This window comes from Streptomyces sp. NPDC048270, assembly GCF_040652335.1.
GTDB lineage: Bacteria > Actinomycetota > Actinomycetes > Streptomycetales > Streptomycetaceae > Streptomyces.
Window position 1 is genome coordinate 110,032 of sequence record NZ_JBEZLV010000019.1, and the last position, 13,781, is coordinate 123,812.

The 13,781-nt window shown below is 70.7% G+C and carries 17 protein-coding genes; 2 read left to right on the forward strand and 15 right to left on the reverse strand.

Annotated features, from left to right (window positions below; all coding sequences use genetic code 11):
* Positions 1-40 precede the first annotated feature (40 nt).
* The 4 genes from AB0D66_RS18940 to AB0D66_RS18955 form a co-directional block, all read right to left on the reverse strand.
* Positions 41-352 carry a DUF4229 domain-containing protein gene (locus AB0D66_RS18940; RefSeq protein WP_362304288.1) on the reverse strand — a complete coding sequence of 104 codons (312 nt, stop codon included), beginning with the start codon at positions 350-352 and terminating at the stop codon, positions 41-43.
* Positions 353-582: 230 nt separating this feature from the next.
* Positions 583-1,107: a GNAT family N-acetyltransferase gene (locus AB0D66_RS18945; RefSeq protein ID WP_362304291.1), complete on the reverse strand. Its 525-nt coding sequence runs from the start codon at positions 1,105-1,107 to the stop codon at positions 583-585.
* 95 nt (positions 1,108-1,202) lie between these two features.
* Positions 1,203-2,366, reverse strand: a complete 1,164-nt coding sequence (mqnE, locus tag AB0D66_RS18950; protein ID WP_069920704.1) for an aminofutalosine synthase MqnE — start codon at positions 2,364-2,366, stop codon at positions 1,203-1,205.
* A 52-nt stretch (positions 2,367-2,418) separates the two neighbouring features.
* Positions 2,419-2,874, reverse strand: a complete 456-nt coding sequence (locus AB0D66_RS18955) for an Lrp/AsnC family transcriptional regulator (protein ID WP_069920705.1) — start codon at positions 2,872-2,874, stop codon at positions 2,419-2,421.
* Between the two features lie 121 nt (positions 2,875-2,995).
* On the opposite strand from AB0D66_RS18955, the gene AB0D66_RS18960 reads away from it, so the two are divergent.
* The gene (locus tag AB0D66_RS18960) at positions 2,996-3,130 is read left to right on the forward strand and encodes a hypothetical protein (RefSeq protein ID WP_362304296.1); all 135 of its coding nucleotides are present in this window, start codon (positions 2,996-2,998) and stop codon (positions 3,128-3,130) included.
* Here the strand turns inward: AB0D66_RS18960 and AB0D66_RS18965 are convergent.
* The 5 genes from AB0D66_RS18965 to AB0D66_RS18985 form a co-directional block, all read right to left on the reverse strand.
* Positions 3,127-3,870 carry a UbiX family flavin prenyltransferase gene (locus AB0D66_RS18965; protein WP_362304298.1) on the reverse strand — a complete coding sequence of 248 codons (744 nt, stop codon included), beginning with the start codon at positions 3,868-3,870 and terminating at the stop codon, positions 3,127-3,129. The two genes, AB0D66_RS18960 and AB0D66_RS18965, sit on opposite strands and share 4 nt — an antisense overlap.
* A gap of 89 nt (positions 3,871-3,959) precedes the next feature.
* A complete protein-coding gene (locus AB0D66_RS18970) occupies positions 3,960-4,070 on the reverse strand; it encodes a type II toxin-antitoxin system RelE/ParE family toxin (protein WP_362304301.1) in 111 nt (36 codons plus the stop codon).
* A 180-nt stretch (positions 4,071-4,250) separates the two neighbouring features.
* The gene (mqnP, locus tag AB0D66_RS18975) at positions 4,251-5,171 is read right to left on the reverse strand and encodes a menaquinone biosynthesis prenyltransferase MqnP (RefSeq protein WP_362304383.1); all 921 of its coding nucleotides are present in this window, start codon (positions 5,169-5,171) and stop codon (positions 4,251-4,253) included.
* A 64-nt stretch (positions 5,172-5,235) separates the two neighbouring features.
* Entirely contained in the window at positions 5,236-5,712 is a 477-nt protein-coding gene (locus tag AB0D66_RS18980; RefSeq protein ID WP_362304304.1) for a hypothetical protein, read from the reverse strand.
* A 76-nt stretch (positions 5,713-5,788) separates the two neighbouring features.
* On the reverse strand, positions 5,789-7,246 hold the full coding sequence (locus AB0D66_RS18985; protein WP_362304307.1) for a menaquinone biosynthesis decarboxylase: 1,458 nt from the start codon (positions 7,244-7,246) through the stop codon (positions 5,789-5,791).
* Positions 7,247-7,336: 90 nt separating this feature from the next.
* Here AB0D66_RS18985 and AB0D66_RS18990 point away from each other — a divergent pair, with 90 nt between their 5' ends.
* The gene (locus AB0D66_RS18990) at positions 7,337-7,639 is read left to right on the forward strand and encodes a PLD nuclease N-terminal domain-containing protein (protein ID WP_362304310.1); all 303 of its coding nucleotides are present in this window, start codon (positions 7,337-7,339) and stop codon (positions 7,637-7,639) included.
* A 97-nt stretch (positions 7,640-7,736) separates the two neighbouring features.
* On the opposite strand, the gene AB0D66_RS18995 is transcribed toward AB0D66_RS18990, so the two are convergent.
* From AB0D66_RS18995 to AB0D66_RS19020, 6 genes are all read right to left on the reverse strand, one after another.
* Entirely contained in the window at positions 7,737-8,240 is a 504-nt protein-coding gene (locus tag AB0D66_RS18995; RefSeq protein ID WP_362304313.1) for an SRPBCC domain-containing protein, read from the reverse strand.
* Between the two features lie 25 nt (positions 8,241-8,265).
* Complete coding sequence (ccsB, locus tag AB0D66_RS19000; protein ID WP_362304316.1) at positions 8,266-9,348, reverse strand: c-type cytochrome biogenesis protein CcsB; 1,083 nt, start codon at positions 9,346-9,348, stop codon at positions 8,266-8,268.
* Positions 9,345-11,057: a cytochrome c biogenesis protein ResB gene (locus tag AB0D66_RS19005; RefSeq protein ID WP_362304319.1), complete on the reverse strand. Its 1,713-nt coding sequence runs from the start codon at positions 11,055-11,057 to the stop codon at positions 9,345-9,347. Before AB0D66_RS19005 ends, ccsB begins: the two co-directional genes overlap by 4 nt.
* A 13-nt stretch (positions 11,058-11,070) precedes the next feature.
* Positions 11,071-11,844: a cytochrome c biogenesis protein CcdA gene (locus AB0D66_RS19010; RefSeq protein WP_362304322.1), complete on the reverse strand. Its 774-nt coding sequence runs from the start codon at positions 11,842-11,844 to the stop codon at positions 11,071-11,073.
* 4 nt (positions 11,845-11,848) lie between these two features.
* Positions 11,849-12,484: a TlpA disulfide reductase family protein gene (locus AB0D66_RS19015; protein ID WP_362304325.1), complete on the reverse strand. Its 636-nt coding sequence runs from the start codon at positions 12,482-12,484 to the stop codon at positions 11,849-11,851.
* A 66-nt stretch (positions 12,485-12,550) separates the two neighbouring features.
* Positions 12,551-13,768, reverse strand: a complete 1,218-nt coding sequence (locus tag AB0D66_RS19020) for a hypothetical protein (protein ID WP_362304327.1) — start codon at positions 13,766-13,768, stop codon at positions 12,551-12,553.
* Positions 13,769-13,781: the final 13 nt, after the last annotated feature.

Below are 13,781 nucleotides of genomic sequence, written 5' to 3' on the forward strand. Positions count from 1 at the left end.
GCCGGGCGGTGTCCCGCGGCGCGCGTCGGGCCCTCGCTCCTCAGGAGTTCACGCGCGCCGCGTCGTCGGCCGCGTCCTCCTGGTCGCGGTTCGCGGCGAGCTTCTGCTTCGCGCCCGCGACCCGGCCGGAGATCTGCGCGGACATCTCGTCGCGCTGCTTGCGCAGGAGCACGAAGGAGAGCGGCGCGGAGAGGACGAGGGCCAGCAGCACGACCCAGGCGAAGTTGGCGTCCCCGAGCCCGGCGGGCACCCAGCCGAGGCGGACCAGGACGGCGACGACGACGAGGCATCCGACGAAGATGCCCAGCCGCATCGCGGTGTAGCGGATCGTCGCGCTCGGCTTGAGGGACACGGTGACCCCTTCTTTCTCGTCTTCGTACGGCGGCACGTGCCCGTCCAGTGAAGCACGCCGCTGCTACCCGCAAGGCTGCCGGGGGGGCGTACGCCGGGACGAGGCGCAGGGAGGACAGCGGAACCTTGAGGGCCGCCTTCCCCTCCGCGTCCCACAGCACAGCGGCCCGCCCGCGTCCCCCAGGAGCAGCCACCCCGCCACCCGCGCCTCCTCGTTGACCCGTTACGACGTCAGTACAGCGGCAGCAGCATCGTGATGTCGTCGCGGTCGTCGCCGGGGGCGACGCGGATGGCGTCGGGGACGCGGCCGACCTCCTTGTAGCCGCAGGACTCGTAGAAGCGCTCCAGGCCGAGGCCGCCGCGGCAGCCGAGCCGGATCGCGTCGATGCCCTCGAGGGAGCGGGCCGCGTCCGCCGCCGCGGCCATCAGGTCGCGGCCGTACCCCTTGCCCTGGTGGCGCGGGTGGACCATCACCGTGTACGCCCACACCCAGTGCAGCTGCAGCCGGTGCGTGTTGTGGGTCAGGAACGCGGTCGCGGCGACCTCGCCGTCCCCGTCGTGCCCGACGAGGAGCCGGCTGCCCCCGTCGGCGACCGCGGCGAGCTGCTTGATCAGCGCCGGGCGGATGTCGTCGGCGGTCACCGGGGGCACGAAGCCCACGGCGCCGCCCGCGTTGGAGACGTCGGCCCACAGCGACAGGATGCCCTCGCGCAGGGCGGGGCCGATGACCGGATCCAGGGTGAAAGTAAGGGTCACGCCCGAAGGTTATCCATTACGGCCAGAGCTGGCAACGAAGCCCCGGCCCGCCGTGCGGACCGGGGCTCGCCACATGCCCGGGCGACGCCCGCGCGTCAGACCCGCATCGCCTGCGGGGTCTCGCGCAGGCCGGCGTCCGGACCGGGGTACTCGCGGATGATCTCGTAGCGCGTGTTGCGCTCGACCGGGCGGAAGCCCGCCTCGCGGATCAGCTCCAGCAGGTCCTCGCGGCCCAGCTTGTTCGGGGTGCCGTAGTTGTCCGCGTCGTGCGTGATCTTGTACTCGACGACCGAGCCGTCCATGTCGTCCGCGCCGTGCTGGAGCGCGAGCTGGGCGGTCTGCACGCCGTGCATCACCCAGAAGACCTTGACGTGCGGCACGTTGTCGAAGAGCAGGCGCGAGACGGCGAAGGTCTTCAGCGCCTCGGCGCCCGTCGCCATCGTGGTCCGCGCCTGGAGCTTGTTGCGGACCTTGCCGTCCTGCATGTCCACGAAGTCGTGCTGGTAGCGCAGCGGGATGAAGACCTGGAAGCCGCCGGTCTCGTCCTGGAGCTCGCGCAGCCGCAGCACGTGGTCCACGCGGTGGCGCGGCTCCTCGATGTGCCCGTACAGCATCGTCGAAGGGGTCTTGAGGCCCTTCGAGTGCGCCAGCCGGTGGATGCGCGACCAGTCCTCCCAGTGGGTGCGGTGGTCGACGATGTGCTGGCGGACCTCCCAGTCGAAGATCTCCGCGCCGCCGCCGGTGAGCGACTCCAGGCCGGCCTCGATCAGCTCGTCCAGGATGTCCGAGGCGGACATGCCGGAGATCGTCTCGAAGTGGTGGATCTCCGTCGCCGTGAACGCCTTCAGCGAGACGTTCGGCAGCGCCTTCTTCAGCTCGGACAGCGAGCGCGGGTAGTAGCGCCACGGCAGGTTGGGGTGCAGGCCGTTGACGATGTGCAGCTCGGTGAGGTTGTCGTTCTCCATGGCCTTGGCCAGGCGCACGGCCTCTTCGATGCGCATCGTGTACGCGTCCTTCTCGCCCGGCTTGCGCTGGAACGAGCAGTACGCGCACGAGGCGGTGCACACGTTCGTCATGTTGAGGTGGCGGTTGACGTTGAAGTGGACGACGTCGCCGTTCTTGCGCGTGCGCACCTCGTGGGCGAGGCCTCCGAGCCAGGCCAGGTCGTCCGACTCGTAGAGGGCGATGCCGTCCTCACGGGTCAGCCGCTCGCCGGAACGGACCTTCTCCTCCAGCTCGCGCTTGAGCCCAGCGTCCATCAGCCGGTCGCCTCCTCTAGATGCCTGTCCTGCAACCCGTCCAACCGTACTCTCAGCCTTCCTCGGGAAGTTCCCCGACCCGGTTCTCCCACTTCGTGGAGAGCACGATGGTGGTGCGGGTGCGGGAGACGCCCTTGGTGCCGGAGAGCCTGCGAATGATCTTCTCCAGGCCGTCCACGTCGTTGGCGCGCACCTTCAGCATGAAGGAGTCGTCGCCCGCGATGAACCAGCAGTCCTCGATCTCGGCCAGGTCGCGCAGCCGCCGGGCGACGTCCTCGTGGTCGGCGGCGTCCGACATGGAGAGCCCGATCAGCGCGGTGACGCCGAGGCCGAGCGAGGCCGCGTTCACCGTCGCGCGGTAGCCGGTGATGACGCCGGCCGACTCCAGCCGGTTGATGCGGTCGGTGACGCTGGGGCCGGAGAGGCCCACGAGACGGCCCAGCTCCGCGTACGAGGCACGACCGTTCTCGCGAAGTGCCTGGATGAGCTGCCTGTCCACCGTGTCCATTACGTGGAGCCTTCCATTATTCGGCGATCCTGCAAGTTTAGGTATAGAATCTAAGGCACACAGGGTCAACACCCTGTGAATCTTTCAACAGATCAATGACGATCTTCAGGAGTGGTTCACCGTGTACACGATCGAGATGGCCTACGCGCACATGCGACAGCTCCAGGAGCTGGCCAACCGATCCCGCACCGACCAGCCGTCCGCCGCGCACCGCGTGGACAAGACCCGCAGCCCGCGCGGCGCCAAGAAGCGCTAGCCACCGCTCGCCTCGGGAGGCCGGGAGCCGCCGAGCTCCCCCTTCCGAGCGACGGCTCCGCCGAGCTCTCCCTTCCGAGCGACGGCTCCGCCGAGCTCTCCCTCCCAGCGGCGGTACAGCCGGTGCGGCACCCCTGCCGCGTCCAGCACCCGCCCCGCGACGAAGTCCACCAGGTCCTGGATGTGCGTCGCACCCGCGTAGAACGCCGGAGAGGCGGGCAGCACGACCGCGCCCGCCTCGTCCAGCGCCACCAGGTGCCTCAGCGTCTGCCCGTTCAGCGGGGTCTCCCGCACGCACACCACCAGCCGGCGCCGCTCCTTGAGCGTCACGCTCGCCACGCGCTGGAGCAGGTCCTTCGACAGCCCGAGCGCCACCCCCGCCACGCACGCCGTGGAGGCGGGGACGATGAGCATCCCCTTGACGGGGTACGAGCCCGAACTCGGTCCGGCCGCCAGGTCCCCCGCGCCCCAGTAGCGGACACCGGCCAGGTCCGGCCGGGCGAAGGACGCGGGCTTGCCGTCCGCCCCGCGCTCCAGCCACTCCCCCAGGTCATCCCGCCAGTGCGCGTCCCGGAAGGCGATCCCGGTCTCGTCCAGCAGGGTGAGCCGCGAGGCCCGGCTCACCACCAGGTCGACGCTCTCCCCCGCCGCGAGCAGCCCGCGGAGCACCGCCGCCGCGTACGGGGTCCCGGAAGCCCCGGAAACCCCCACCACCCACGGGGTGCGCTTGCGCTCAGTCATACCTCCGAGACTATCCGGCCATGCCTGGGCGGGGGCCGGTCAGGTGCGGCGCGGACCGGCAGCGGTCACGAATCCGGGCGGCGCGGGGTTCAACCCACCCGGCCGACCTTGATGACGTACACCGTGACCGTCTCGCCGTCGGGGCGGTACAGCACCCGCCATGCGCCCACGTGGAGCCGCCAGTAGCCGGAGCCGCCCAACGCGCGCGCCTCCTCCGGGCGCCAGCGTCGGCCAGCCCACCGATCGCGGCGGCGCACGCCTTGGCGCCCACTGGGTCGAGAACACGCAGTTTCCGGAACTCCTCCATTGCCGGAAGCTCCCAGACAACGGTGTGCCTCACTGCACGGCCTGCCGGTCCTCGTCCGCTTCCACGTGCTGCCCTAGAAGGCCAGGCCCCGTACGGCCAGGTCCAGCACGGCGCACACGAACAGGGCAATCCCGATGAACCCGTTGACCGTGAAGAAGGCGCGGTTCAGCCGGGACAGGTCGTGCGGCGTCACGATGCCGTGCTCGTAGAAGAAGGCGCAGACCACGATCAGCAGGCCCGCCCAGAAGAACATCCCCGCGTCCGTGGCGAGGGCGTACCAGACCAGCAGGGCCGTGGTCACGACGTGCGCGCCGCGGGCCCCCCACAGCGCGGCCGGGACGCCGAAGCGCGCCGGAACCGACTTGACGCCCTCCGCACGGTCCGCGGCCACGTCCTGGGAGCCGAAGATCAGGTCGAACCCGCCGATCCACACGCCCACCGCGAGCCCCAGGATCACCGCGTCCCACGACCACTCGCCGGTGACCGCGAGCCACGCCCCGACCGGGCCGATCGCCTGGGCCAGGCCCAGGATGGCGTGCGGGAAGTTCGTGAACCGCTTGCCGTACGGGTAGACCACCATCGGTATCACCGCGACGGGCGCCAGGGCCAGGCAGAGCGGGTTCAGCAGCGCCGCCGCGCCGAGGAAGACGGCGAGCGCGATCCCCGCCCCGGTCCACGCGGACCGCACCGACACCGCTCCGGTGACCAGTTCGCGGCCGGCCGTCCGCGGATTGCGGGCGTCGATCTCGCGGTCGATGATCCGGTTGGCGGCCATCGCGAACGTCCGCAGGCCCACCATGCAGACGGTGACGAGCAGCAGCGTGCCCCAGTGCACCTTCCGGTCGAGCTGGAACATGGCGGTGAGCGCGGCGATGTAGGCGAAGGGCAGCGCGAAGACCGAGTGCTCGATCATCACGAGCCGCAGGAACGCCTTGACCTTGTTGGTGGCCTCGGGTGCGGGGCCGGGCCCGACCACTCCGTCGGCGGTGGTCATCATGCGGGGTCCCTCCGGGGGGCTTCGAGGTGGGCCGGCCGGCCGGCCGGCCCGACGGCGCCGCTCACGCCAGACTCCCGCGGAACTCTTCGAGGTCGGCCAGCAGCGTGGCGAGGGGCACCGGGTCGGTCTCCAGGATCAGGAAGGCCTCGGCGTCGCCGTCGGGCGGGGTGATCCGGGCGGTGAACGCGTAGTCCTCGCCGACCGGACGGGCGTCGAGGCGCAGGACGGCGCCGGCCTCGACGGTGAACCGGCCGCCCGCGGTGAGGGCCGCCCGCAGCCGCTCGGCGAAGTCCTCCGCCTCGATGTCGCGCAGGCCCGGCAGCTCGAAGCCGCCGCCCTCGCCCTGCTCGTCGTCGGCCCAGTCCAGCATCAGCGCCCAGACGTCGCCGGGGCCGGCGAACTCCTCCGGGGAGACGCCCGCCTCCTCGGCGGCCCGCCGGACGCCGGGGTCGGCGGGGTCGAGCTCCGGCCGTACGAGGGCGACGTAGGTCTCGCCGCCGAGGAAGAGGGCCGGGCCGCCCATCGCGATCGGGCTCACAGGCCGTACTCCGGCTCATCCCCGTGGGAACGGGGAGCATGCCCGGCGCTCTTCGCGCCCATCTTCGCCTGAAGGCTCACAGTCCGTACTCCTTCCAACGTCGCGTCACCCGTTCGGCGGTGGCCGGGTCGGACTCGACCATGTCGGGCCAGCCGCCGTCGCGGGTGTAGCCCTCCTCAGGGAGCTTCTTGGTGGCGTCGATGCCCGCCTTGCCGCCCCAGAACTGCTGGTACGAGGCGTGGTCGAGGTGGTCCACCGGCCCCTCGACCACGGTCAGGTCCCGGGAGTAGTCCGTGTTGCCGAGCGCCCGCCAGGACACCTCGTGCAGGTCGTGGACGTCGCAGTCGGCGTCCACCACGATGATCAGCTTGGTCAGCGACATCATGTGCGCGCCCCAGATGGCGTGCATGACCTTCTGCGCGTGCTTCGGGTACTTCTTGTCGATCGAGACGATGGCGCAGTTGTGGAAGCCGCCCGACTCCGGCAGGTGGTAGTCCACGATGTCCGGCACGATGATCTTGAGGAGCGGGAGGAAGAAGCGTTCCGTCGCGCGGCCCAGCGGGCCGTCCTCGGTCGGCGGCCGGCCCACCACGATCGACTGGAGCAGCGGGCGCTTGCGCATCGTGATGCAGTCGATCTTCAGCGCGGGGAAGGGCTCCTGCGGGGTGTAGAAGCCGGTGTGGTCGCCGAACGGGCCCTCCGGGAGCGTCTCCCCCGGCTCCAGCCAGCCCTCGATCACGACCTCCGCGTGGGCCGGGACCTGGAGCGGCACGGTCTTGCAGTCGACCATCTCGATGCGCTTGCCGGCGACGAAGCCCGCGAAGAGGTACTCGTCGATGTCGCCGGGCAGCGGCGCGGTGGACGCGTACGTCACCGCGGGCGGGCAGCCGAAGGCGATCGCGACGGGCAGCCGCTCGCCGCGCTTGGCGGCCACCGCGTAGTGGTTGCGGCTGTCCTTGTGGATCTGCCAGTGCATCCCGATGGTGCGCTTGTCGTGGCGCTGGAGGCGGTAGAGGCCGAGGTTGCGGACGCCGGTCTCGGGGTGCTTGGTGTGGGTGAGGCCGAGGTTGAAGAAGGAGCCGCCGTCCTTCGGCCAGGTGAAGAGGGCCGGGAGCAGGTCGAGGTCCACGTCGTCGCCGGTGAGGACGACCTCCTGGACGGGCGCGGCATCGCCCTTCACCTTCCTCGGCGGCACGTGCACCATCGAGCCGAGCTTGCCGAAGGCCTCGCGGACGCCGATGAAGCCCTGCGGCAGCTCCGGCTTCAGCAGCCCGCCGATCTTCTCGCTGATCTCGCCGTACGACTTCAGGCCCAGCGCCTTCAGCAGGCGGCGGTCGGTGCCGAAGACGTTCATGGCCAGCGGCATCGCCGAGCCCTTGACGTTCTCGAAGAGCAGGGCCGGGCCGCCCGCCTTGTTCACTCTGTCGACGATCTCCCCCACTTCGAGGTGCGGGTCGACTTCGGCCTTGATGCGCTTGAGGTCGCCCTCCCGCTCCAGAGCCCGGAGCAGCGAGCGGAGATCGTCGTAAGCCATAGGGGCAAGTATCCGTCACCAACTACCCTTGAAGGGTCACCGGGGCCCTCAGCGGGCCCGCCGCCACTGCCCGGGAGTCGGTCCCACACCGTGCTGCGCTATCTGCCGTTCCTGCTGATCATCGCGCTGACCATCTACGCCTTCATCGACTGCCTGAACACGCCCGAGGAAGAGGTCAAGCACCTGCCGAAGGTGGTCTGGGTGATCATCATCCTGCTCTTCTCCATCGTCGGGCCGGTGGTGTGGCTGTTCGCGGGCAAGAAGCGGGCCGCGGCCGGCAGCGGGCGGGCGCGCCGCACCCAGTGGGTGGCGCCCGACGACAACCCGGAGTTCCTGAAGCGTCTGCGCGAGGAGCAGGAGAAGGGCCGCGACCAGGACAAGGGCTCGGACTGACGGACGGGGCGCGGGGGCGGCGGCCGGGCTGACGGGCTGACGGCTGACGGGCTGACGGGCTGACGGGCAAGGTCCCGGCCCGGCCCTCCCGGTCCTCCTACGCCGCGGCGGGGGACGCGTAGTCCCCGCGCAGCGCCGCCCGGTGGGCGCCGGTCCAGGCGGCCCAGTCGGCCGGCCGCCCGGCCAGCGCGGACTCCAGCAGCTCGAAGTGCTCGTGCCAGCCGGCCAGGCAGTCCAGCCGTTCGCTCGCGGGGCCGCCCCGCTCGTCCAGGAAGCGGATCACCGTCGAATCGGTCCCCACCGGCTCCAGGTGGAAGCGGATCCGCTCGTGTCCGGTGAGCGTGTACTCGACGACCCGCTCGACGTCCCAGGCCGTGACGTGCCCGGTGGCGACGGTCCCGGTGTGGGGCCACCGCAGGGTGACCGCCCCGCCGAGCCGGCGCTCCAGGACCTCCGCCGCGGCCAGCCAGCCGCGCAGCCCTTCGGGCGTGGTCAGGGCCGGCCACAGCGCTTCGTAGGCGTACGGGAGGTGCGGCTCGAAACGGATCCGCCAGCGGTCCTCGCCGCGGCTCTCGCTGGTGCCATGGCTCACAGGAGGCATGACACCAGCGTCCCACTCCTGCCGGTCAGACGCCCGCGTACGAGTGCTTGCCGCTGAGCAGGATGTTCACGCCGTAGTAGTTCCAGATCCAGCAGGCGAAGGCGAAGAGCGCGAGGTACGCGGCCTTGCGGCCCTTCCAGCCGGCGGTGGCCCGCGCGTGCAGGTAGCAGGCGTACGCCACCCAGGTCACGAAGGACCAGACCTCCTTGGGGTCCCAGCCCCAGTAGCGGCCCCAGGCGTCGCCCGCCCAGATCGCGCCCGCGATGATCGTGAAGGTCCACAGCGGGAAGACGGCCGCGTTGATGCGGTAGGAGAACTTGTCGAGCGAGGCCGCCGAGGGCATCCGCTCCAGCACGGAGGTGGCGAACCGCCCCGGCTTGCCGCCGCCCGCGAGCTTGGACTCGTAGGAGTCGCGGAAGAGGTAGAGGACCGTTCCGGCCGCCCCGAGGTAGAAGACGGCGCCGCAGAAGATCGCGGTGGAGACGTGGATCCACAGCCAGTACGAGTGCAGGGCCGGGACCAGCTGGTCGCTGTCGGTGTAGAGCCAGGTCACGGCGATGCCGAGGTCCAGCAGGACCGTGGTGACCAGGATCAGGCCGAGCCAGCGGATGTTCTTCTTCAGCGCGAGCAGCACCAGGTACGCGCCGACGGCCACCGTGGAGAAGGTGATCGAGAACTCGTACATGTTGCCCCAGGGGGCCCGCTGCACCGACATCGCGCGGGCGACGACGCCGCCCGCCTCGACGAGGAAGGCGAGCGCGGTCAGCGAGACCGCGATCCGCCCGTACAGGTCGCCCTGCTCGGTGCCGCCCGCGGCGCCGGGGCCGTCCGGCACGTCACGGGTGCCCGCGGCGGAGCGGGTGACGACCTTCGGCTTGTCGAGGACGGCCGTGGCGCCCCCCTTGCCCCGGACCTGCACGGCGGGGGCGGCGGCGCCCCTGGCGGGGGTCAGCGCGGCGGCCGTGCGGGCCACCTTGCTGCGGCTGCCGAAGGTCCACTCGGCGATGTGGGCGAAGAAGGCGAGCGTGTAGACCGCCATCGACGAATAGACCAGGTAATTGCTGATCTGAGCCAGGTTCTCGTTGGCTGCGGCAGCGAGCGGCGTCATCCGCGCTCTCCTTCGGGGTTTTCTTCGACAGGTTTCGAGGAAGCAGCGGGGCCGGCGGGCGTCGCGGTCGGCGCCTGCTCGTGCAGCGTGGCGGAGAGGTCCGCCAGCTCCTCCGGGAGCCTGGCGGACTCGCTGCGGCCGAGGCCCGCCATCTCGACGACGGTGACGCCGTCCTCGCCGGTCACCGCGCGGACCCAGATCCGGCGGCGCTGGATGAACAGGGATCCGGCCAGGCCCGCGATGGCGGCGATGGCGCCCGCGAGGGCGAGGCCGCTGCCGGGCTGGTGGGTGACGGAGAAGGTCGCCCAGCGCTCGATGCTCTCGAACTTCACGGTGCCGGCGCCGTCGGGCAGTTCCATCGACTCCCCGGGCAGCAGCATCTTGGCGAGCGGGTCGCCGTTCTCCTTCGTGAACTGCTTCATCTTGGAGGTGTTCAGCTGGTACACGTTCTGCGGCAGGCCCGAGTCCACCCCGAGGCTGCCGTGGAAGGCGTTCAGGGCGATCACCGGGAAGTTCGTGTCCGGGAACTGGGAGAGCATCGTGCCCTTGCCCTTGCCCGCGAAGGTCGGTACGAACTGGGCGGAGAAGCCGAGCTGCTCCTTCTCGCCGTTCTTGTTCCGGTAGCCGTCGGTGACCTTGATGGCGCCCGCGGAGGTGAGGTTGGAGTCCTGCGGCAGCATCGGCACGGCGTCCCGGAAGACCACCTTGCCGGTGGGGTCGGTCACCGACATGACCGGCGCGTAGCCGTGGCCGAGCAGGTAGACCTTGGAGCCGTCGACGGACAGCGGCTTGTTGACCTCGATCTCGGCCTTCGTGGGCTTGCCGTGGGCGCCCTCGCTGTAGGTGACGTACGCCTTGAAGTCGCGCGGGGTGCCCTTCTGCGGGCCGCTCTCCTCGTAGGTGGCGTCGAACTTGTCGAGGGTGAAGCTGAAGGGCGGCAGGTCGTCGGCGTGGAACATGCTGCCGGACTTGAAGTCGTCGTACTGGGTGAGCGTGTTCGAGAAACCGCCGCCGCGCAGCACGAGCTTGCCGCCCTCGGACATGAAGAGCTTGCCCCAGGCGAAGGCCACGAGCATCACGATGAGGGCGATGTGGAAGATCAGGTTCCCCGCCTCGCGCAGGTAGCCCTTCTCCGCGGCGACATGGCCCTCGCCGGCCTCGGTGCGGTAGCGGCGCCCGCCGAGCAGCGTCTTCGCGTGGGCGAGGACCTCGTCCGGGGACTTCTCGGTGCGCCACGTGGTGTGCGCGGGGAGCCGGTCGAGCCGGCGGGGCGCGGCCGGCGGGCGGCCCCGGAGCTGGCCGGTGAACTGCCAGGTGCGGGGCAGGATGCAGCCGATGAGCGAGACGAAGAGCAGGATGTAGATCGCGGAGAACCAGAAGGACGTGTAGACGTCGAAGAGCTGGAGCCGCTCCGCGACGGACACCCAGGACGGGTTCTCCTTCTTCCACTCGGCGACCTTCATCAGGTCGACGGAGTTCTGCGGGATCAGGGAGCCGGGGATCGCACCGAGGGACAGCAGGAAGAGCAGGATCAGCGCCACCCGCATGGAGGTGAGCTGCCGCCAGACCCAGCGGGCCCAGCCGATCACGCCGATGCCTACGGGGCCGCTGTCCTCGACGGGGGCGGTGGAGAGCTGGGAGCCGGCCGCGCCGAGCGCCGGCTCGGAGTCGGGCGACGCCTCGGTGGGCGCGTTGTCTGTCGTACTCATGTCCGTGTAGTCCTCAGATCCCCACCGTGAAGCCTTGGGTCCAGCTCTGCATGTCGCTGACGATGCTGTCCCACATTCCTGTGACGAGCAGCAGGCCGGTGAGGATCAGCATGCCGCCGCCGATGCGCATCACCCACGCGTAGTGCTTCTTCACCCAGCCGAACGCGCCCAGCGCCTTGCGGAAGGCGATCGCGGCGAGGATGAAGGGCAGGCCGAGGCCCAGGCAGTACACCACGGTCAGCAGCGCCCCGCGGCCCGCGCTCGCCTGGTCGATGGACAGGGTGTTGACGGCCGCGAGGGTCGGCCCCATGCAGGGGGTCCAGCCGACGCCGAAGAGCACGCCGAGGACGGGCGCGCCGAGGAGCCCCGCCGTCGGCTTCTTGTGGAAGCGGAACTCCCGCATCGTCAGGCCCGGGATCGCCCCCATGAAGAACAGGCCGAGGAGGATCACCAGTCCGCCCAGGACCCGGGAGATGATCTCCTTGTTCTCCTGGAGGCTCGCGCCGAAGTAGCCGAAGAGCGCGCCCGTGGACACGAAGACCGCGGTGAACCCGGCGATGAACAGGCTCGCGCCCGCCAGCATCCGCCCGCGCCGCGCCTCGGCGAGGTCGGCGCCGCTGACACCGGTCACGTAGGAGAGGTAGCCGGGGACGAGCGGCAGCACGCACGGCGAGAAGAAGGAGACCAGGCCCGCGAGCAGCGAGATCGGCAGGGCCAGCAGCAGCGCGCCGCTGAGGACCGTCTCGTTCACCCCGGTGGCCTCGGCGGCGAGGACGTAGTCGACCACCGGGTCACTGCTCCGCGAGGAGCGGGTCGATCATCGAGCGGAGCGTTTCCTCGCTGACGGGGACCAGGGCGCGGGCCGCGATCCGGCCCTCCTTGTCGAGGACGATCGTGCTGGGGATGGCCTGCGGGTTGAGGGTGCCCTTGGGGAAGCGGAGCATCAGCTTTCCGGCGGGGTCGTAGAGGCTCGGGTAGGTGATCCCGTAGTCCGTCTCGAAGGCCTTCGCGCTCTGCGTGCTGTTGTCGCGGGTGTTGATGCCGACGAAGGCGACGTCCTTGCCCGCGTCGGCGAGCTCCTTGGACACCTTCGCGAAGGCCGGGGCCTCGGCGCGGCACGGCGGGCACCAGGAGCCCCACACGTTGAGGACGACGATCTTGCCCTTGAGGGTGGTGGTGTCGAGGGCCTCCCCGGCGAGGGTCTCCCCGTCGAGCTTGGGCGCCTCGGTGCGCTCCCCCTGGGCGGCGGTGGAGACTCCGGCCTTGCCCGTGACGTAGTTCCCGCCGGCACTGCCGGAGGGCTTGCCGCCGCCGTCCGCGTCGTCGCAGGCCGTCAGGGTCATGACGCCGGCGACGGTCACCGCGGTCAGCAGAAGGGCGCGGCGGCCGCTGGTCGAGCGGCGGCGGGGGGCGCGGCTAAGGCTCATGTGAAAAGTTTCGCATGGGCGATATGCGGATCTACCGCACCCCCCGACGGGCCGGGAAGGTGCTGGTCAGGCGGCGGCGAGGTACGCGGCCCAGCCGACGCCGGGCGACTGGCCGGGGCCGAGGGCGCGGAGCTTGGCGAGCACCTTGGGGTCCTGGACGTCCAGCCAGTCGGTGAACTGCCGGAAGGATACGAGCCGTACATCCCTTTTGTCCGCCATGCCCTTGAGGGCTTCCTCCACGGCGTCCATGTAGATGCCGCCGTTCCACTCCTCGAAGTGGTTGCCGATGAACAGCGGAGCGCGGTTGGTCTCGTAGGCCCGCCGGAAGCCGCCGAGGTAGGTGGCGGTGGCCTGGGCGCGCCAGCCCGGGTAGCGGGCGGGGACGCCCCTGGTGGTGCTCTTCGACTGGTTGGCGAGGATGTTGTAGTCCATCGACAGCACCTCGAAGGAGTGCCCGGGGAAGGGCAGGGACTGCAGCGGCAGGTCCCACACCCCCGCCTTCTTCACGGGCCAGACCTGGAGGCCGCCGGGCGAGCTGGAGTCGTAGCGCCAGCCCAGCTTGCGGGCGGTCGGCAGCAGGTTGTCCTGGCCGAGCAGGCACGGGGTGCGGGCGCCGACCAGCTCCTTGCGGTAGTCGAAGGGCAGCGGGTCGAGGTCGGTGAAGCCGGTGTTCGTGCGCCAGTTGGTGACGAAGGACACGGCCTGGTCGATCTCGCTCTGCCAGTCGTCCGGGGTCCACTTGGCGACCGAGCCGGATCCGCCGCAGAAGTGGCCGTTGAAGTGGGTGCCTATCTCGTGCCCGTCCAGCCAGGCCTCGCGGACGTACGTGAGGGTGGCGCGGACGTTCTCGTCCTTGAGGTAGCCGATGTCCGAGGCCCCCACGGGGTTGTTCGGCGGCTGGTAGAGGCTCCGCTTCGACTCGGGCAGGAGGTAGAGGCCGGAGAGGGAGAAGGTCATGCCCGCACCGTGGTCCCTGGCGAGCTTGAGGAAGCGCGGGAAGAGCCCGTTGCCGATCTCGCCCGCGCCGTCCCAGCTGAACACGACGAACTGCGGCGGGGTCTCGCCCGGCTGGAGGGGCACGGGCCTGTCCGGCTGACGGGGCTGCGGACCGGTGTCCGCGGTGGAGCCGTCACCGATCGGCTTGGGCGCGGACGGACCGGAGGCGGTCGGCAGCGGGCCGGGCTTGCCCGGGCCGGAGCCGCCACCGCCGCCACAGCCCGCGATGCCCGCGGCCGCGGCACCCAGTCCGAGCCCGAGCACTCCCCTTCGACTGAAGTCGCGCATGTCACCGTCCCGT

Coding starts and splice junctions, on each gene's coding strand:
- mqnE (WP_069920704.1), bottom strand. CDS start 2,366: ATGGACGCTGGGCTCAAGCGCGAGCTGGAGGAGAAGGTCCGTTCCGGC.
- AB0D66_RS18955 (WP_069920705.1), bottom strand. CDS start 2,874: ATGGACACGGTGGACAGGCAGCTCATCCAGGCACTTCGCGAGAACGGT.
- AB0D66_RS18965 (WP_362304298.1), bottom strand. CDS start 3,870: ATGACTGAGCGCAAGCGCACCCCGTGGGTGGTGGGGGTTTCCGGGGCT.
- mqnP (WP_362304383.1), bottom strand. CDS start 5,171: ATGACCACCGCCGACGGAGTGGTCGGGCCCGGCCCCGCACCCGAGGCC.
- AB0D66_RS18985 (WP_362304307.1), bottom strand. CDS start 7,246: ATGGCTTACGACGATCTCCGCTCGCTGCTCCGGGCTCTGGAGCGGGAG.
- AB0D66_RS18995 (WP_362304313.1), bottom strand. CDS start 8,240: ATGCCTCCTGTGAGCCATGGCACCAGCGAGAGCCGCGGCGAGGACCGC.
- ccsB (WP_362304316.1), bottom strand. CDS start 9,348: ATGACGCCGCTCGCTGCCGCAGCCAACGAGAACCTGGCTCAGATCAGC.
- AB0D66_RS19005 (WP_362304319.1), bottom strand. CDS start 11,057: ATGAGTACGACAGACAACGCGCCCACCGAGGCGTCGCCCGACTCCGAG.
- AB0D66_RS19015 (WP_362304325.1), bottom strand. CDS start 12,484: ATGAGCCTTAGCCGCGCCCCCCGCCGCCGCTCGACCAGCGGCCGCCGC.
- AB0D66_RS19020 (WP_362304327.1), bottom strand. CDS start 13,768: ATGCGCGACTTCAGTCGAAGGGGAGTGCTCGGGCTCGGACTGGGTGCC.